This is a genomic window from Blautia intestinihominis, assembly GCF_040096655.1.
In the GTDB taxonomy this organism is placed as follows: domain Bacteria; phylum Bacillota; class Clostridia; order Lachnospirales; family Lachnospiraceae; genus Blautia_A; species Blautia_A intestinihominis.
In genome coordinates, this window is sequence record NZ_JBBMEI010000017.1 from 1 (window position 1) to 19343 (window position 19343).

Genomic DNA, 19343 nt, shown 5'->3' on the forward strand with positions numbered 1-19343 from the left:
GTACTGGTGTGAATACAGCATCGTTATCTCTTCTTCCGCCACCGGATCTCTGTCCGCCACGGTTATTTCCGCCGAAGCCTCCTCTGTTGCCGTCTGGTCTTCCGTTTCCGCCCTGCTGTGGTCTTCCCTGACCACCCTGCTGCGGTCTTCCGCCCTGACCTCTCATCGGACGGCCGTTTCCGTCACCCTGGCGCGCCGGACGTCCTTCGCCCTGCGGTCTTCCCTGACGGTTTCCGTCACGATTCGGACGACCCTGTCCGCCGTTTCCATTGCGGTCGGAGAATCTTCTTTCGCCACCGCGGAAGTCACGGCCTCTGCCTTCACCACCGCGGTTGTCGCGGTTATTGTCTCTTCCGTCGCGGTTATTCTGGCGGTTCTGTCCTCTGTTGTTATTGTAACCGGACTGTTCCTGTCTCTGCGGTCTTGCAGAATTGTTCTGTGCCGGTGCTGCGCTCTTCGGTGCCTCTGCCTGTGCAGTCTGCGGTTTCTTTGCAGTTTCCTCTACCGGTTTCTGAGCTGCCTGCGGCTTCTGAGCCTGTGGCTTTGCGGCTGGTCTTTTGTCTGTATTGTTGTTCTGACGTTTCGGTCTGTTTTTGCCGCCGTCACTTGCATTCTGTGCATGATATACACGAATGATATTTTTTTTCTTTTTAGGAGCCTCTGCTTTGTCTGCTTCTGGTCTCGCTGTTACCGTCTTTTCTTCTGTTCTGGAATTATCCACCTTGGTAATCTGCTCCTTTCCCCTGGTTAAAAATTTTTGTTTTATTAATCGGATACTGGGTTCCTCAAGAGTACTCATATGACTTTTGACTTCTACCCCGTTTGCTTTTAGAAATTCAATGACTTCTCTGTTCGATCTGCCAAGTTTACTGGCAAGTTCATGCACTCTGATCTTCGGCACATGGATCCCTCCTTCAATCACTGCTGCACACCGCAGCTTTATAATTTCTGGAGTTCTTTTAACATTGCTTTTGCAAAGTTTTCATCCTGTACCGCAAGGCTGGCGCGGAATTCTTTTCCGCAGAATCTGCCCAGTTCTTCTTTGTTGGCAATAAAGTAGATCGGTACTTCGTAAAAATCACACATGTTCTGGAATTTTTTCCTTGTATTCTGGGATGCATCATCTGCAACCAGAACCAGGAAACCTTTCCCTGTCTTGACAGATTTCTCTGTCGAAAATTCTCCGCTGGCAACCTTGCCGGCTTTTGTGGCAAGCCCCAGAAGAGATAACACTTTATTGTTGTTTTTCAATCTTACTTAACTCCTTTTTCAGGTCTTCGTAGACCTCTTCGGGAACGCTGGTCTTGAGAGACCGTTCGATCCCGTGATTGCGGATCGCTTTGTCAAGGCATTCGGTTGATGGACATACATAGGCGCCCCTTCCGTTCTTTCTGCCTGTGGTGTCAAGAACGATCTCGTCTTCCGGTGTCTTAAGGACACGGATCATTTCTTTTTTGCTTTTCATTTCTCTGCAGCCGGTACACTGGCGCATCGGAATTTTATTTTTTGTCTTCATAGATCTTATTCTTCTGTTGTCTCTTCTTCGGAAACCTCTTCAGAAACTTCTGTTTCTTCTGCTTCCTGAGACTCTTCTACGTTTTCTGCATCTTCTGCTGCTTCGTCTTCGTAGAATTCTTCTTCCTCATCATAGTCGTAAAGATCACCGGATTCTTTGGCCTGTGTCTCACTCTTGATGTCGATCTTGAATCCTGTCAGGCGGGCTGCAAGACGTGCATTCTGTCCTTCTTTACCAATTGCAAGAGAAAGCTGGTAGTCCGGAACAACAACAAGTGCTGTCTTCTCATCCGGATCAGCCATTACTGCAATGACTTTGGCCGGGCTTAATGCATTCTCAATAAGGATCGCCGGGTTTTCGTCCCAGTTGATGATATCGATCTTCTCGCCGCGGAGTTCCTCTACGATGGAGTTTACTCTCGCACCGTTCATACCAACGCATGCTCCAACCGGATCTACGTCAGGATCATTGCTCCATACAGCGATCTTGGTACGGGAACCTGCTTCTCTGGCAATGCTCTTGATCTCTACTGTGCCGTCTCTTACTTCGGCAACTTCGGATTCGAAGAGGCGTTTTACGAGACCCGGATGTGTTCTGGATACCTGGATACGCGGTCCTTTTGGAGTATCCTTAACTTCCAGGATGTATACCTTGATATGTTCTGTCGGATGGAATTCTTCTCCTCTGACCTGCTCATTCTCAGCGAGGATCGCATCTGCCTTGCCAAGATTGATGCTGACATTTTTGCCCATGACACGCTGTACGATACCTGTAACGACTTCTTTCTCCATTCCGTAGTACTGATCGTAAAGAACTTTGCGCTCTTCCTCACGGATCTTCTGAAGGATGACGTTCTTAGCATTCTGTGTTGCGATACGTCCGAATTCCTTGGACTGGATCTGAACTTTGATCACGTCTCCGAGTTCTGCGTTGGCATTGATCTTCTGTGCGTCTGTAAGTGAGATCTCCAGTGCAGGATCCTCTACGAATTCCTTTACTTCACGCTCAGCGTAAACACTGAAATCACAGGTTTCAGGATTGATCATTACATGTACATTATCAGCTTTACCGAAATGGTTCTTACATGCCTGGATCAGAGACTGCTCGATTGCTCCCAGAAGTGTATCCTTACCGATATTTTTTTCTTTTTCCAGGACATTCAGAGCGTCCATTAACTCTTTGTTCATTTTTTTTATTTCCTCCTCATTTTATCAAAGCATATAGGTGCATCGTATTCATTAATCAGTTAAAATTCAATTGCCAGCCGGATCAGGGCTATGTCTTTCTTTTCAAATGTGCGTAAGGTGCCGTTTTCGTCCTCCTCGATCGTCACACTGTTATCATCATATGCGTTTAAAATCCCGCAGAATTCCTTTTGTTTCTCTATCGGACGATAGGTACGGATCTCTACCAGTTTGCCCATGCTTCTGACAAAATCCTTCTCTTTCTTTAACGGTCTGTCAAGACCTGGGGAACTGATCTCCATAATATAGCTGTCTTCGATAAAATCATCCTCATCCAGCTTGTCGCTGAACGCGCGGCTTACTGCTTCGCAGTCATTGACCGTGATCCCGCCCGGCTTGTCGATGTATCCTCGAAGATACCAGTTGCCTGCTTCCTTGACGTATTCTACATCTACAAGTTCAAAACCTGCTGCCTCAACGATCGGTGCCAGCATTGCCTCTGCCTTCTGTTCATATTCATCTCGTCTGCTCATATTTTCCACCTGCCTTTCGCACATCAGAATGATCGCGGAACTGCTTATAGTAATCAATCTCGCAAAAAGAGTGGACCGAAGTCCACTCTCTGATCATCCGTTATCATGTTATCTCATATAATAGCACCATAAGGTCTGAAAAGCAAGGATTTTTTGAAATCTCTTGTTATATCCTTGGTTTGATGCCTTTGGTATCGCGTTTTCCGAGGCGTACTTTGTTCAGGGAGTACTCCTTGTCGTGGTAGGAGATCGCATATTCCTGATGACCTCCGAGAAGGTATGCATGCTCCAGATGATCTCCGTCTGCAAGCTTCATTCCACGTACGCCGAGAGCTGCTCTCTTGGCGGTGGAGATCTCCTGTTTCAGGAAACGGAGGAAATAACCGCCGTTACTCTGGAACACCACCTGCTCCATCTCACCTGCACTGCCGACAAAAATAAGTTCGTCATCCTCAGCAAGTTTCGTGGATGCGATCGTTCTCTTGGTCACATCAAACTCAGCACCATCAACCAGTTTACACATGGATGTCTTTGTCACAAAAAGGATCTGATCCTGTTTGATCTGTCCAAGCGGCGCTACATACAGCATCTGCTCCTGGCTGCTGTCATAGTTGCTTAAGTTATCTACCGGTGTTCCCTTATCTCTGAAACGTACCAGTGGAATATCGACTGCCTTGATCGTATGCATCTTGCCCTTGTCCGTAAAGATGCAGATCTTGTCCGTGTTCATGCACAGGAATACGCAGCGGTTCTCATTGTGTGCTGCTTCTTTGTTTCGTTCATAGGCATTTTTGTCGATCAGCTTCATATAACCAAAGCGATCCATCAGGAAGCAGACTTCTGTCTCTTCCATCTTCTTTTCTTCGTAGACAGCTTCCTCGGCATTCTCGATGGAAGTGCGGCGTTTGCTTCCATACTCCTTCTTGATGCCGTCCAGTTCCCTGGTGATTACTTCTGCCATGGAGTCGTAATTATCCAGGATATCCTTGTATTCGGCAATATTCTTCATCGTCTCCTGATAGTCTGCCTGAAGTGCCTCGATCTCCAGTCCGATCAGCTTATAGAGACGCATATCCAGGATCGCACCTGCCTGCTTCTCTGTAAATTTGAGCTTTGAAGCGGCTTTCTCACTTGCCTTGATCCTGAAGCGGATTCCTTCTGTCACGCCCTCTACCAGACATTTCTTGACCTGCTCACGGTTCTTGCTTCCGCGCAGGATCTCGATGATCAGGTCGATCACGTCACATGCCTTGATAAGACCTTCCTGGATCTCTCTCTTCTCCTGCTCTTTGTCAAGAAGGGTCCTGTATTTCCTTGTTGTGACATCAAACAGAAATTCCACATGGTGCTCGATGATCTGCTTAAGGCTTAATGTCTCCGGTCTGCCATCTGCAACCGCCAGCATATTTACACCAAACGTATCCTCGAGACGTGTTTTCTTGTACAACATGTTGGTGAGATTTTCTACATCGGTGTCTTTTTTGAGTTCCAGAACGATACGGATTCCCTCCTTGGAGGACTGGTTGGAGATGTCCACGATGTCTGTAGTCTTCTTCGTCTCGACCAGGGATGCGACATCATTCAGGAATTTACCGATATTTGCTCCGAGCATCGTATACGGGATCTCTGTGATGATAAGCTGCTTCCTGCCGCCCTTGAGTTTCTCGATCTCTACTCTTCCACGGAGACGGATCTTGCCGGTTCCGCTCTCGTAGATCTTGCGGAGGTCATCCTTGTTGACCACAAGACCGCCGGTCGGAAAATCCGGTCCTTTAATATAACGCATCAGCCCCTTGACACTGATCGTATTGTCCTTCATGTATGCCTTGACCGCATCTACGACTTCACCGAGATTATGTGGCGGGATGCTGGTCGCCATGCCGACTGCGATTCCCTCTGCACCATTCACCAGAATATTCGGGATCTTGACAGGAAGAACCGACGGTTCTTTCTCTGTCTCATCAAAGTTCGGCACAAAATCAACAACATTCTTATCAAGGTCTCCAAGAAAAACTTCCTGTGTCAGTTTCTCCAGACGTGCTTCTGTGTAACGCATCGCCGCAGCGCCGTCGCCCTCGATGGAGCCGAAGTTTCCATGTCCATCTACCAGCGTCCTGCCCTTCTTGAAGTCCTGCGCCATAACGACCAGCGCATCATAGATAGAGCTGTCGCCGTGCGGATGATATTTACCCATTGTATCTCCGACGATACGGGCACATTTACGGTACGGGCGGTCATAACGGATCCCGAGTTCATACATATCATATAAAGTTCTTCTCTGTACAGGCTTCAGACCATCTCTTACATCCGGGAGTGCTCGGGAGATGATAACGCTCATGGCATAATCGATATATGATTTCTGCATGATCTCCGAATAGTCTGTACGGATCACATTTTCCTGTTTTGTTTCCATAAAAAATCCCTTCCTTAGATGTCAAGTTCCGCGTCTGCTGCATGTTCGTAAATGAACGCCTTACGCGGCGGTACTTCGCTTCCCATAAGAATCTCTGTCACGCTGGATGCCAGACGCGCGTCCTCGATCTCCACACGCTTCATCCTTCTTGTCTCCGGGTTCAGCGTTGTCTCCCAGAGCTGTTCTGCATCCATCTCTCCAAGACCTTTGTATCGCTGGAGCGTAAAGCTGCCCGGTTTGTGCGCCTTACGGTATTTCTCCAGTGCCTTGTCGTCGTAAAGATATTCTTCCGGGCCTTTTTTCGGCATTGCCTTGTAGAGAGGCGGCATTGCGATATAGACATGCCCCTCATAAATCAGTTCCGGCATAAAACGATAAAACAGTGTCAGAAGAAGTGTCGAAATATGTGCACCATCGACATCGGCATCGGCCATGATCACGATCTTGTCATAACGGAGCTTGCTGATATCAAAGTCGTTGCCGTATCCTTCGGAAAAACCGCATCCAAACGCATTGATCATCGTCTTGATCTCTGCATTGGCAAGAACCTTGTCGATCGTTGCCTTCTCAACGTTGAGGATCTTACCACGGATCGGAAGGATCGCCTGATAATTACGATTTCTGGCTGTCTTGGCAGAACCGCCTGCGGAATCTCCCTCTACGATAAATATCTCACACTGGGATGGATCTTTCTTCTCACAGTTGGCAAGCTTGCCATTGGAATCAAAGGAATATTTCTGCTTGGTCAGAAGGTTTGTCTTGGCTCTCTCCTCGGTCTTGCGGATCTTGGCTGCCTTCTCTGCACAGGAAAGGATCGCCTTGAGTGTCTCCAGATTTCTGTCAAAATAGAGGACAAGCTGCTCGCCCAGGACCTTGCCTGTCGCTTTGGCAGCATCCTGGTTGTCGAGTTTTGTCTTAGTCTGTCCTTCGAATCTCGGTGCAGGGTGTTTGATGGAAACAACTGCTGTCATTCCATTTCGGATATCTGCTCCTGTAAAATTCGGATCCTTGTCCTTGATGACACCGATCTCTCGCGCATAACTGTTCATGACAGTCGTAAAAGTTGTCTTAAATCCTGTCAGGTGTGTACCGCCCTCTGCATTGTAGATGTTATTACAGAAGCCCAGAACATTCTCGCGGAAATCACTGGTGTACTGGAAAGCCACCTCTACCTGGATGCCGTCTGCCTCTCCCTTGAGGTAGACCGGCTCATGAAGTGCCTCAGAACTGTGGTTCAGATCACGGATGTATCCGATGATCCCCTCCGGCTCATGGTATTCCAGTTTCTCCGGCTCCGCACCGCGCAGATCCTCGAAATAGATCGTCAGGGCAGGATTCAGGTATGCTGTCTCATGGAGACGGCTCTTGACCTCTGTTGCAGAGAAACGGGTCTTCTCAAAGATCTCCGGGTCCGGAAGGAAATTGATGCAGGTTCCGGTCGCCTTCGTGCGTCCAAGTTTCGGGAGAAGCCCCTCCTCCAGTTCGATGGTCGGGATTCCTCTTTCATAGTGGTCATGATGTACATATCCATCCCTGCTGATCTTGATATCCAGATAAGTAGAAAGCGCATTGACAACAGAGGAACCGACACCGTGGAGACCGCCGCTGGTCTTGTATGCGGCATTGTCGAACTTGCCGCCTGCATGCAGAGTCGTAAAGACAAGACGCTCCGCGGACATTCCTTTCTCATGCATATCTACCGGGATTCCTCGTCCGTTATCTGTTACGGTCGCGGAACCGTCCTTCTCCAGTGTCACATGGATCTCACTGCAATATCCGGCAAGGTGCTCATCTACTGCATTGTCTACGATCTCATAGATCAGATGATTCAGTCCCTTGCGGGATACACTTCCAATATACATACCCGGTCGTTTCCGGACTGCCTCCAGTCCTTCCAGAACCGAGATACTGCCAGCATCATAGGTTTGCTTTTTTGCCATGGGTATATTCATTTCCTTTCTTATGCTCCATTCGGAGCCTGATAGTTACTGTGAACGGAGTGAACAGTAACGCCTGATACTCAAACATTTGTTCTATATCATACCGTATCCTTCTGAATTTTTCAAGACAGTTTTTGGGGATTCGATATTCTTCGATAGATTTAGAAAAAAAAATAACCAGAGAAAACTCTGATTATTCTTAAGCAGCCAGTACGGGAATCGAACCCGTGTTTTCGCCGTGAGAGGGCGACGTCTTAACCCCTTGACCAACTGGCCACGCTGCTCTGCCGATTCTTCATTCTCACCTCGACAGATGTATATGTAGTTTGATTCGAGAAGCAAAACTTCTCAAGCAGCCAGTACGGGAATCGAACCCGTGTTTTCGCCGTGAGAGGGCGACGTCTTAACCCCTTGACCAACTGGCCATACTGCTCTGTCGATCTCTGTTCGCAACCGACTTGCTTAGTATATACCAGTGTTTTCAAAAATGCAAGTACTTTTTTTAATTATTTTAAATTTTTTTGAAAAACTGAAAAAGCAGGGCTGTTTTCCGCATGAAACTGCGGCAGCAGCCCTGTCCTCTTTCATTCAGATGATCTGTATCCTGTGCAGATCAGCCGAGATCGATCTTGAGATCTCCCGGCTTGATGATCCCTTTTGCACGGAAGATCTTGCCGATCACCCAGGTAATGAGTAATGGAAGCACAAAACAGATCAGGATCATTCCGACCCAGTCAAACGCTCCCGTTGTATAGCCTTCCGGCATCTGTGCCCATCCTGTGATCACGCCGATCGGTCCTACCAGACCGGAAGTTCCCATTCCGGATGAGATCGCAGGGCCATTGTTCCGCATATGGAACACGCAGGTTGCGATCGGTCCGGTGATCGCAGAAGTGATGACCGGAGGGAGCCAGAGAACTGGTTTTTTCATCAGGTTCGGGACCTGGAGCATGGAAGTTCCCAGTCCCTGTGCAACAAACCCGCCGATCCCGTTATCTGGAAAGCTCAAGATCGCGAAACCGAGCATATGTGCACAGCATCCTGCAGTTGCTGCTCCGCCTGCCAGTGCCAGTCCGTTCCAGACTTCCATTGTCACGCTGCCATCCGCAATACCGGCGAGGACTGCCCCGCCGCTGATGCCGATTGCGGCACAGATCGCAGCCGAACTGATCGGAAGTGTCAGGACAACTCCAACTACTACCGATACGATGATCCCCATCCAGAACGGTCTTAGATCTGTTGCCCATCCGATAAAGGAACCAAGTGCATCGCAGACACTCTTGCATACAGGTGCCAGAAGCATCGCCAGAACTACGCCAACGATCACGGTGACTGCCGGTGTCACGATGATGTCGATCTTTGTCTCCTTGGAAACCAGTTTTCCGATCTCACAGGTGAGGACTGCCACAAAAAATACTGCCAGTGGTCCGCCGGAACCGCCGATCGCATTGCAGGCAGCTCCTACTGCACACAAGGAATACATGACCAGCGGCGGTGCCTGGAGCGCATGACCGATCGCAAGTGCCATCGCAGCACCTGTCACACTGGTCGCATAACCACCGATCTCCAGAAGCTTCTCTGAAACGAAACTTCCCGGGCATACATTCTGCCCTATGGTGTTGATGATCGTACCGATCAGAAGTGACGCAAAAAGTCCCAGTGCCATGGAACCCATCGCATCGATCCCGTAGCGTTTGAACGATATGATCACGTTCTTCCGCTTCAGAAAGCTTTGTTTTTCGTTGCTCATAATCTCTTTCCCCTCGTAAAGTTTATTTGTTATCCAGAACTTTTTTATTCTTCCGGATCTTTGACCGGTTCTGCCGGGATGAACACTCTGGAATGGTTTTTCTCGGCTTTTTTCTGTTTTTTTGCTTTTTTCTGTGCTTCTGCGCAGAATTCCATCTGAGAATTGATGAGAGTTTTGCCTCTCTTGTCCTGTTTCTCATACGTTCCATCAGGCTGAAGCAGATGTGCCTTTACATTGTCACGGAATTCCAGATCCAGGATGTGCTTGATCTCTTTCTTGATCTGCTCATCCTCTACCGGGAATACGATCTCGACACGGCGGTCCAGATTTCGCGGCATCCAGTCTGCACTTCCCATGTAGATCTCCTCAGCTCCGCCATTCTGGAAGTAAAAGATCCTGCTGTGTTCCAGGAATTCTCCGACGATGGAGCGCACATGGATGTTTTCGCTCACTCCCGGGATTCCCACTTTCATGCAGCAGATGCCTCGTACCAGAAGATAGATCTGCACGCCGCAGGAAGAAGCATGATAAAGAGCTGAAATGATCGCCGGGTCACATAAAGAGTTCATCTTGGCAACAATGCATGCCGGAAGTCCTTGTTTCGCATGTTCTGCTTCTCTCTCGATCATCTGCAGGAAACGGTTTTTCATCCAGATCGGTGCGACGATCAGACGGTTCCAGCGCTTTGGCTCAGAATAACCGGAAAGCATGTTGAATGCAGCCGTCGCATCCTCTCCGAAACGTTCATCGCAGGTAAAGATACCGCAGTCTGTATAAAGTTTGGCTGTGGAATCGTTGTAGTTACCGGTTGCCAGATGCACATAACGGCGGATGCCGGTCTCTTCTCTTCGAACGACCAGAGTGATCTTGCTGTGTGTCTTGAGACCGACAAGACCGTAGATTACATGGCAGCCGGCTTTTTCGAGCATTTTTGCCCAGACGATGTTATTTTCCTCGTCGAATCTGGCCTTCAGTTCCACCAGTACAGAAACCTGTTTACCATTTTCTGCTGCCTGTGCAAGCGCTGCGATGATCGGTGAATGGCCGCTGACGCGGTAAAGTGTCTGCTTGATCGCGAGGACACCAGGATCCTTCGCTGCCTGTCGCACGAAATCTACGACCGGATCAAAGCTCATATATGGATGATGCAGGAAGACATCTCCCTCGCGGATCACCTCAAAGATATCCTTGTCATTCTGGAACTGCGGCACAGGTGCCGGTGTATGTTTCGGGCTCTTGTACTCGTCAAAGCCTTCCAGTCCATAAAGTTTCATCAGCATGGTAAGATCCAGCGGTCCATTGATGCTGTAAATATCTGCTTCCTTGATCTCAAATTCTTTCTTGAGGATATCAAGAAGACGTGCATCCATCTTTTCTTCTGCCTCAAGTCGGATGACCTCGCCCCACTGGCGTTTCTTGAGCTGTTTCTGGATCTCTACCAGAAGATCCTCTGCCTCATCTTCGTCGATCGTGAGGTCCGCATTACGCATGATACGGTACGGATGCGCGCAGACAACATCATTGCTCAGGAAAAGCTTGCCGATATTGCGCTCAATGATCTCTTCCAGAAGGATCACGGTACGGTCGCCTTTTTTTGCGGAAGGGATCTCTACGATCCTTGGAAGTACAGAAGGCACCTGAACGGTGGCAAATTCCAGCTCTTTGGTATGTTTTTTGTTATTTTTCTTGGCGATCAGTGCGCCGATATTCAGAGTCTTATTGCGGATGAGTGGAAATGGTCTGGAAGAATCCATGGCCATCGGAGTCAGTACCGGATACACATTGTCCTCGAAATACCGGTCAACAAATTCCTGCTGTTTCTGGTTCAGATCCTCATGCTCTGCAATCAGGTGAAGTCCCACTTTCTCAAGTGCCGGAAGGACAGAACGGTTGAAGGTGCTATACTGTACTTTTACCAGCTCATGTGTCTGTTTGCTGATCTCACGGAGCTGTTCTTCGGAGGTCATTCCTGCGATGTCTTTTTTCTTGTAACCTGCATGCACCTGATCCTTGAGGGATGCGACACGCACCATAAAAAACTCATCCAGGTTTGAAGAGGTGATGCTTAAGAATTTCAGTCTTTCAAACAGGGGGAGGGATTTATCCCTGGCTTCGCTCAAGACTCTCTCATCGAATTTCAGCCAGCTTAATTCCCTGTTTACATAGTATTCCGGTTTTTCAAATTTACTTAAATCCATATTTTTCCTCCTCTACGCTCTGCGGCGGCGTTTCAGCACAAGATGTATTCCAAAGACTTCCTCAAAGAACGCTACTTTGTCCTTGAGAAGTCCAAGTTCCAGAGAAATGTCACGGCTGGAGTCGATCATAAGCTGCAGTTCTCTGTCTTTGAGCACAGCCTTGAGCCCCTGCACTTTCTGATAATGGCTGCGGTCCATGGCATTCGCAAGGCGAAGGATCGCGGTCAGTTTCGCTACCAGAAGATAACGTTCCTTGTCGAGTCCCGGACCATCGTCATAATTTCCATAATAAACGAATTCTGTCGTATTATAACGTACCGCGCTGGCAATGACTCTTCGCTCTTCTGTGGAAAGTCCGATGATCTCGGTCGCCATGATGATGCGGTAAGAACACTCTGCCACATCGCCCATGCTGATGTATTTACCGCAGTCATGGAGCTGTACGGCGATCTGGAGAAGAAGACGTTCTCTTGCACCCATACCGTGGACTTTCTTCATGCTGTCAAAGATCGTCAGTGCGATATCCGTTGTGCCCTGGATATGGTTTTTGCCGCTGGAATAGCGTTTGGCAATGTTTCTGGAAGCAACCAGAATGTCATTTTCGAAATTGTGGGCGCTCTTGATGAATTTCTTCTTTTCTCCGTAATCGTAGGCAATTCCATCAAGAAGAGAAACTCCCGGAACCCAGACTGCTTCTGCCTGGAAAATGTCGATGAAGTTTTTGCAGATGACCATCGTCGGAACGATCAGGGACGCATACTCCAGATCGATCCCCATCTCATCTGCCAGTGCCTGCTCTGTCTTGTATACCGTTTCCTCATAATGCTTCCCAAACTCTTCCATTGTGAGAATATGTTCTCCGATATGCTCCTGAAAGATCGTATCTGCAAGAAAATCCCCCATCAGGATCACATTTTTGATCTCCCGGTCTTTCAGATACAGCCGCTGAAAAGCGGTTAGGTCATTTCGGATAAATTCCATGATCAGCTGGTCGTAATGCGTCGTAGTCTTCTCAAGTTCTTTGAGCCGTTCACGGATACGCATGCTTCCCATCTTGAGGCTCTGTGTTGTTACAAGTGCATCCTTGTCAAAAAGAGACACCTGCAGCCCGCCGCCTCCGACATCCAGGATCGCAGTTCCCTTCTGGATCATCTTTTTGAAGCTGGATTCTTTTGCCGCGATCGATTTGTAGCCCAGGAAATGCTGCTCGGCATTGCTGAGGATCTCTACATGGATCCCTGTACGGCGGTAGATCTGTTCCTGAACGATCAGCGGATTTACCATCTCACGGAATGCACTGGTCGCACAGGCACGATAATCGGAAACTCCGAATTCCTTCATCATCTTGTCAAAATCCTTCAGGATCCCACAGATCGCATCCACGATCTCAGGTTCCAGTCTTCCCGATGAATAGGCTCCCTTTCCGATCTCCAGGCGGTATCTTACATCGTTCAGCTGACGGAATCCGATCTTTTTGGAAAACTCAAAGATCTTCATGCTGATCTCATAAGAACCGATATCAATCGCTGCAAATGTTGTAATTGCCATATCCCATACCCCTTCCTGCTTATCTATTAGTTTTCCTCTTTTCCGAGAAGGTGATCAATAAACTGCTGTGCAGTTCTTCCGGTAAGTCCTCCATGAGAGATCTCCCATTTGCCAGCTTCCGCAAGGAGCTGGTCTTCCGGCATCTGGATGCCATGACGGGCTGCCAGTGTCTTGACGATCGTGTGGAATTCCTTGCGGTCCGGTGCGCCGAAGTAGATACGAACGCCAAAACGATATACCAGAGAAAGTTTTTCCTGTACGGTATCAGAGGAGTGGATATCGTCACTATCTCCAACTTCCAGTTTGTCCCCTGCTCTTTCGCGGACAAGGTGACGACGGTTGCTGGTCGCATAGATCAGAATATTGTCCGGTTTACGCTCCAGACCACCTTCGATCACAGCTTTCAGATATTTGTATTCAATTTCAAATTCTTCGAAGGAAAGGTCATCCATGTAGATGATAAACTTGTAATTGCGGTCCTTGATCTGAGCAATGATCTCGTTCAGATCCTGGAACTGATGCTTGTAAGCTTCAATGATACGAAGTCCCTCATCATAATACTGGTTCAGGATTCCCTTGATACTGGAGGATTTACCTGTACCTGCATCACCGAACAGCAGACAGTTGTTTGCTTTTCTGCCTCGGACAAATGCTTCTGTGTTTTCGATCAGTTTCTGTTTCGGGATCTCATAGCCTACCAGGTCATCCAGACGTACATGTGCGATCCTTGTGATCGGAACGATCTGTGCTTTTCCATTCTCGTCTTTCTCGATACGGAAAGCCTTATGAAGTCCCAGCTTGCCTACGCCGAAATCCTTATAGAACTGGACCATATCTTCCATGAATTCCTTTGTATCCTTGGCTGCTGCCAGTGTGCGGCTCATCTCGCAGATACGGTCGCGGATACGTTTGTTGAACATCTTTCCACTGTCCTTCGGTGCCTGATAGTCGCAGAGGATACCGCAGCAGGAAGTATGGAATACTTTGTCCAGAAGATTCAGGTCAAAATCATACAGTTCCTTGAAGATTGCAAAATCATGGAGTGCCAGCTCATTGATGCTTCCGTCGATATGTCCACGGATCTCGCTCGCGGTGCTGAATGCATTCTCGTTGTTCACAAGAAGCAGAGTCAGATAATTGTGCCACAGGTTTCCTGCAAATCCATAGGAACCTGCTGTCTCGATCAGACCGTTGACACATTCATAGAAATCTTCTTCCATTTCTTTTGCGTTTACGGCTGACTTCTCACAGGCATCCATAAGTGCTGTCATCTTGTCAAGGATCTCTCCATGTTCAAATCCTCTGTATAATACGCATTCTTTTACTCTGGTCATTTTTATATTTCCTCCTGCTGTCCGTAATTTCCAAGTACACGTACCCCGATCGCCTCTGCTTCAAGACCTCGAAGTGCATTTTTGACCGCCGGATCTTCCAGGTTTCCTTCGAAATCTACAAAGAAACGGTATTTCCAGTTCTGTCCCGGGATCGGTCTGGACTCGATCTTTGTCATGCTCAGGCTGTTGTAGATAAAATGTGACAGCATGTGATACAGAGTACCGCTTGCATGCGGCAGTTCGAAGCATACGCTGATCTTTCCTGCATTTTTCTCATAGATCGGTTTACTGCTGACAATGATGAAACGTGTCACATTCTGATCATTGTGGCAGATGTTTTCGGCAAGGATAGAAAGTCCGTAGAGCTCGCCTGCTGCACGGCTTGCGATCGCCGCCTGGTTTCTCTTCTGCTCTTCCTTGATCCTCTTGGCTGAAGCTGCTGTGTTCTCTGCCTTGACGGTTTTCCATGACGGATGTTCTTCGAGATAATGTTTACACTGTGCAAGTGCCTGTGGATGGGAATAGACGGTGTCGATCTCGTCCACGGTCACGCCCGGAAGTCCCAGAAGCACGTGCTGTACGCGGACCCCCTGCTCCCCGACGATATAAAGCTGATATTCTGTCAAAAGATCATAAATATCCGTCACGATCCCCTCTGTGGAATTCTCGATCGGAAGGACTGCATAATCAGCCTTGCCAAAAGCAACCTCCTCCATCGCTGCACGGAAGGTCTTGACATGGTAGCTGTTGATCTCCTCCGGGAAATATGCTCTCATGGCCGCATAGCTGTATGCGCCCTCAACTCCCTGAAAAACAACGTTTACATCTTTGAGCGGAAGTTCGTCGACCATCTTGTAGTTTCGCTCTGTTCCGACACCATTCTTGGTCAGAAGCTGGTACTGGCGTTTGCGGCTGATCGCCATGATCTGCTGAAAAAGCTCCTGCGCACCAAGGCTGTTGAAGCTTCCATGTGCCTGATTCTTGAGAACATCCAGTTTGTCCTGTTCTCTCTTCGGGTCAAGTACCTGCTTTCCTGTGTGTATCTTGTATTCTGCAACATCTTCGCAGACTTTCATTCGTTTTTCAAATAACCGTAAGATCTCTTTGTCGATGACATCGATCTCCTTGCGGCATTCCTGTAAATCTATCATTCGTTATTCCCTTCCGATGCCGGTGATCCGAACACCTCTTTTCTTGTATTTACGATCCGGGTGATGTCCCCGATAAAGGACAGTGAGCCAAAGGACAGGATCACATCGTCCTTCCCTGCCATCTCAAACAGTTCCTCGACCGCTTTTGCGATATTTTTCTCCGCGTGGACATGTGGGTTGCATGGACGGATCGCTTCGGCAAGTTCCTCCGCCGGGAGTGCCCTCGGGTTATCCGGTGTCTCGATCGCAATGATCTGTTCTGCATAAGGGCAGAGTTTCCGAATAATATATGGATAATCCTTGTCCCGGAAAACACCCATGATAAAAAACATCCTGCGGTCTTTGAAATATTTCCGTACAGAATCCTCGAGCATATCTGCCGCAGCCGGATTGTGTGCTCCGTCCACGATAAACAGCGGATCTCTGTGGATGATGGTCAGTCTTCCGTTCCAGTGGGTTGCCTTAAGTCCTTCCCTGCGCTGCTCTGTCGTGGTATGATAGCCTCTCTCATCCAGGATGCGTAAGGCTTCCAGTGCAAGGACTGCATTCTCCGTCTGGTAGGAACCGGCGAGAGAAAGCGTGTATTCCTCACCTTTGTAGCAGAAACGCTGTCCGGTAAAATCTGCTTCCAGCACTTCTGCCTGGGAAATATCTGCCGCGCAGAGGTCTGTCCCTGCCTCATGACTTACGTTCTCTATGACCTTCAGTGCCTCCGGTTCCTGTCCGATCGTTGCCACGCTGCAGCCTGGTTTGATGATGCCGGCTTTTTTCTCCGCGATCTCTGCGATCGTGTTGCCAAGGAAGGACTGATGATCCATGCTGATCGGTACGAGAACGGCAAGTTCTGTCGTGTGGATCAGGTTTGTCGCATCTGTGATACCGCCCATGCCTACTTCCAGGATGACCGGATCACATTTTTCTTCTGCAAAAAATAAAAATGCCACCGCCGTTTCGATTTCAAATGGGGTGGGATGTGCAAGACCTTCTGCGGTCATTTCTTCGATCACTGCAGCAACCCTGGTCGTATGTTTTGCAAATTGCTCTCTGCTGATCGGTGTTCCCTCCACCTCGATCTTTTCTCTGTAAGAATATACGGATGGGGAAATATACCGTCCAACGTGATATCCGGCATTGGTCAGTGTCGTATATAAATACGCGATCACGGATCCCTTGCCGTTGGTTCCTGCTACATGAACATATTTAAGCTGATCCTGGGGATTGCCAAGGCGCTTCATGATTTCCTTTATATTGGTAAGATCCAGGGCACCGCCCGCGTACTGCTCTGCGTCTCTGATGTATGCCCTGCTTTGCTGATAATCCATGTTGTATGCTCCTGTTTCTTAAATGTGTTATTTGTATAAATATAACATCTGTGTATCTTTTTTTCAAGACCAGCCATACTAATTAACGCATCGTTAATATTGGTTTTGATCAAATCTTTTTTACTTCAGGAGGAACCGCTATGAACCAGAATCTGACAAACTTTTTTCTCTGCGGCTCGATCGGATGGTGCATGGAGGTTTTCTGGACCGGGCTTCACTCCCTTTTGTCCGGCCAGTGGACAATGACAGGCAAAAGTTCGCTTCTCATGTTCCCGATCTACGGCTGTGCTGCCATCATCGCTCCTTTGTATGCACGGATCTCCTCCCTGTCTTTCGTCTGCCGCGGACTTCTCTATATGCTGGGATTTTATATGGTCGAATTCATAAGCGGCAGTTTTCTCAGAGAAATCGGCATCTGTCCATGGGATTACTCCGCTGCCCGTTTTCAGTACAGAGGAATCATCCGGCTCGACTATGCTCCTCTCTGGTTTGCCGCAGGATTGATTTTTGAAAAAATACTTACGAAATCTGCTTGAAAAATCGATTCTTGTAGTATATGATTGTGCAAGAGAGAATTTTATTAAATTTTCGCAACATCAATAAGGGAGGTTTCTTATGAGACATTTAATGAGCCCGCTGGATCTTTCCAAAGAAGAACTTGACGATCTTCTGACTCTTGCCAGCGACATTGAAAAAAATCCATCAAAGTATGCGCATGTCTGCGATGATAAGCGACTTGCCACCTGTTTTTACGAACCAAGTACACGTACACGTTTAAGTTTTGAAGCAGCCATGATGAATCTTGGCGGCAAGGTTTTAGGTTTCTCTTCTGCCGGTTCCAGTTCCGCTTCCAAAGGCGAAAGTGTTGCCGATACGATTCGTGTCGTTTCCTGTTATGCAGATATCTGTGCTATGCGTCATCCGAAAGAAGGTGCTCCGCTCGTAGCTTCTATGGCTTCTTCTATTCCTGTTATCAACGCCGGTGACGGTGGTCATCAGCATCCTACTCAGACCCTCACTGATCTTCTTACTATCCGTTCCCTCAAGGGAAGACTTGACAACCTTACGATCGGTCTGTGTGGCGACCTGAAATTCGGCCGTACCGTTCATTCTCTGATCGAGGCGCTGGTACTTCGTTATTCCAATGTGAAATTCGTTCTGATCTCACCGGAAGAACTTCGTGTACCAAGCTACATCCGTGAAGATATCCTTGAGAAGAATAACGTAGAATTCGAAGAAGTAGAGCGTCTGGAAGATGCACTTCCGAAGCTTGACATCCTCTACATGACACGTGTACAGAAAGAACGTTTCTTCAACGAAGAAGATTACGTACGCATGAAGGATTTCTACATCCTCGACAAACAGAAAATGGAACTGGCTCCAAAGGATATGTACATTCTTCATCCGCTTCCACGTGTAAACGAGATCGCTGTTGAAGTAGATGATGATCCGCGTGCCGCATACTTCAAGCAGGCACAGTATGGTGTCTATGTCCGTATGGCACTGATTCTTAGATTACTGGAGGTGGAAGTATAATGTTAAACGTTGGAGCACTTCACGAAGGTTTCGTACTTGACCATATCAAGGCCGGCAAAGCCATGACCATTTATCATGACCTGAAACTCGACAAACTTGACTGCACCGTTGCCATCATCAAGAATGCCAAGAGCAACAAAATGGGTGTCAAGGACATCATCAAGGTAGAATGCCCTATCGAAAACCTTGACCTGGACATTCTCGGTTTCATCGATCACAACATCACCGTCAACATCATCAAAGACGAGAAGATCGTTGAGAAAAGGATCCTGAAACTTCCAAAACAGATCACAAACGTCATCAAATGCAAGAACCCACGCTGCATCACTTCCATCGAGCAGGGCCTGGATCACGTATTCATCCTCGCTGACCCGGAGAAGGAAGTTTACAGATGTAAGTATTGTGAGGAGAAATATCGCGGTAAACGCAATAAATAATCCTGTTTCAGAACACAAAAAAAGAAACGCTTCGAAATGAGCGTTTCTTTTTTTGTGCGAGCAGACCGATAAGCCGGGTTATGTCGTTGAGTGATCATCTATCTAGGCCAGCCGTTGCCAGCTGGCTCGAGCGACCCACCTGAAAGCACGACGGGCAGCCGTATCGCTTTCGTTTCGGTCTTGCTTCAAATGGAGTTTACATGTGCCCGTTCTGTTACCACAACGGCGGTAGTCTCTTACACTGCCTTTCCACCCTTACCTCCAAAGGAGGCGGTTTATTTCTGTTGCACTGGTCTGGGAGTCACCTCCACCGGACGTTATCCGGCATCCTGCCCTGTGAAGCCCGGACTTTCCTCGTCTGTACCCTTTCGTCTGTACAGCCGCGATCACCTGGCCTGCTCGCACGAATGCTATTCTAACACGAATCCCGCTTTAAGTAAAGTACTATAAATAAGTAAATTGAAAAATTATAACCGGCTGC

At 48.1% G+C, this 19343-nt stretch carries 16 protein-coding genes, 2 tRNA genes and 1 other RNA gene; 3 read left to right on the forward strand and 16 right to left on the reverse strand.

Annotated features, from left to right (window positions below; genetic code table 11):
• The 15 genes from WMO75_RS06935 to WMO75_RS07005 all read right to left on the reverse strand — a co-directional run.
• Positions 1-901 (reverse strand): translation initiation factor IF-2 N-terminal domain-containing protein (locus tag WMO75_RS06935; protein WP_349077841.1); only part of this gene is annotated, 901 nt, incomplete at its 3' end.
• Positions 902-939: 38 nt separating this feature from the next.
• Complete coding sequence (locus WMO75_RS06940) at positions 940-1251, reverse strand: L7Ae/L30e/S12e/Gadd45 family ribosomal protein (RefSeq protein WP_118698406.1); 312 nt, start codon at positions 1249-1251, stop codon at positions 940-942.
• Positions 1235-1516 (reverse strand): RNase P modulator RnpM, encoded by a 282-nt coding sequence (gene rnpM, locus WMO75_RS06945; protein WP_118251436.1) that lies wholly within the window; start codon positions 1514-1516, stop codon positions 1235-1237. The genes WMO75_RS06940 and rnpM overlap by 17 nt, the downstream gene beginning before the upstream one ends.
• Positions 1517-1521: 5 nt before the next feature.
• Entirely contained in the window at positions 1522-2703 is a 1182-nt protein-coding gene (gene nusA, locus WMO75_RS06950) for a transcription termination factor NusA (protein WP_349077843.1), read from the reverse strand.
• 59 nt (positions 2704-2762) lie between these two features.
• Complete coding sequence (gene rimP, locus WMO75_RS06955; RefSeq protein WP_022214895.1) at positions 2763-3233, reverse strand: ribosome maturation factor RimP; 471 nt, start codon at positions 3231-3233, stop codon at positions 2763-2765.
• A 166-nt stretch (positions 3234-3399) separates the two neighbouring features.
• Positions 3400-5646: a DNA gyrase/topoisomerase IV subunit A gene (locus WMO75_RS06960; protein WP_291579335.1), complete on the reverse strand. Its 2247-nt coding sequence runs from the start codon at positions 5644-5646 to the stop codon at positions 3400-3402.
• A gap of 14 nt (positions 5647-5660) precedes the next feature.
• Entirely contained in the window at positions 5661-7586 is a 1926-nt protein-coding gene (locus WMO75_RS06965) for a DNA gyrase/topoisomerase IV subunit B (RefSeq protein WP_022214897.1), read from the reverse strand.
• 204 nt (positions 7587-7790) lie between these two features.
• A tRNA-Glu gene (locus WMO75_RS06970) sits at positions 7791-7862 on the reverse strand.
• A gap of 77 nt (positions 7863-7939) precedes the next feature.
• A tRNA-Glu gene (locus WMO75_RS06975) sits at positions 7940-8011 on the reverse strand.
• 188 nt (positions 8012-8199) lie between these two features.
• Positions 8200-9336, reverse strand: a complete 1137-nt coding sequence (locus WMO75_RS06980; protein ID WP_227221722.1) for a PTS sugar transporter subunit IIC — start codon at positions 9334-9336, stop codon at positions 8200-8202.
• 44 nt (positions 9337-9380) lie between these two features.
• Positions 9381-11534 carry an RNA degradosome polyphosphate kinase gene (locus WMO75_RS06985; RefSeq protein WP_022214899.1) on the reverse strand — a complete coding sequence of 718 codons (2154 nt, stop codon included), beginning with the start codon at positions 11532-11534 and terminating at the stop codon, positions 9381-9383.
• A gap of 12 nt (positions 11535-11546) precedes the next feature.
• The gene (locus WMO75_RS06990; RefSeq protein ID WP_118251432.1) at positions 11547-13082 is read right to left on the reverse strand and encodes a Ppx/GppA phosphatase family protein; all 1536 of its coding nucleotides are present in this window, start codon (positions 13080-13082) and stop codon (positions 11547-11549) included.
• Between the two features lie 26 nt (positions 13083-13108).
• Positions 13109-14416: an ATP-binding protein gene (locus WMO75_RS06995; protein ID WP_022214901.1), complete on the reverse strand. Its 1308-nt coding sequence runs from the start codon at positions 14414-14416 to the stop codon at positions 13109-13111.
• A 2-nt stretch (positions 14417-14418) separates the two neighbouring features.
• Complete coding sequence (pheA, locus tag WMO75_RS07000; protein WP_118251431.1) at positions 14419-15567, reverse strand: prephenate dehydratase; 1149 nt, start codon at positions 15565-15567, stop codon at positions 14419-14421.
• Positions 15564-16889, reverse strand: a complete 1326-nt coding sequence (locus WMO75_RS07005) for a bifunctional folylpolyglutamate synthase/dihydrofolate synthase (RefSeq protein WP_227221723.1) — start codon at positions 16887-16889, stop codon at positions 15564-15566. Before WMO75_RS07005 ends, pheA begins: the two co-directional genes overlap by 4 nt.
• Positions 16890-17029: 140 nt before the next feature.
• Here WMO75_RS07005 and WMO75_RS07010 point away from each other — a divergent pair, with 140 nt between their 5' ends.
• The 3 genes from WMO75_RS07010 to WMO75_RS07020 all read left to right on the forward strand — a co-directional run bounded on the left by WMO75_RS07010 (position 17030) and on the right by WMO75_RS07020 (position 18862).
• On the forward strand, positions 17030-17425 hold the full coding sequence (locus tag WMO75_RS07010; protein ID WP_118698411.1) for a putative ABC transporter permease: 396 nt from the start codon (positions 17030-17032) through the stop codon (positions 17423-17425).
• 79 nt (positions 17426-17504) lie between these two features.
• Positions 17505-18425 (forward strand): aspartate carbamoyltransferase, encoded by a 921-nt coding sequence (gene pyrB, locus WMO75_RS07015; RefSeq protein WP_022214905.1) that lies wholly within the window; start codon positions 17505-17507, stop codon positions 18423-18425.
• Positions 18425-18862 carry an aspartate carbamoyltransferase regulatory subunit gene (locus WMO75_RS07020; RefSeq protein WP_022214906.1) on the forward strand — a complete coding sequence of 146 codons (438 nt, stop codon included), beginning with the start codon at positions 18425-18427 and terminating at the stop codon, positions 18860-18862. Before pyrB ends, WMO75_RS07020 begins: the two co-directional genes overlap by 1 nt.
• 53 nt (positions 18863-18915) lie before the next feature.
• On the opposite strand, the gene rnpB is transcribed toward WMO75_RS07020, so the two are convergent.
• Positions 18916-19264, reverse strand: an RNA gene (gene rnpB / locus WMO75_RS07025) — RNase P RNA component class A.
• Positions 19265-19343: the final 79 nt, after the last annotated feature.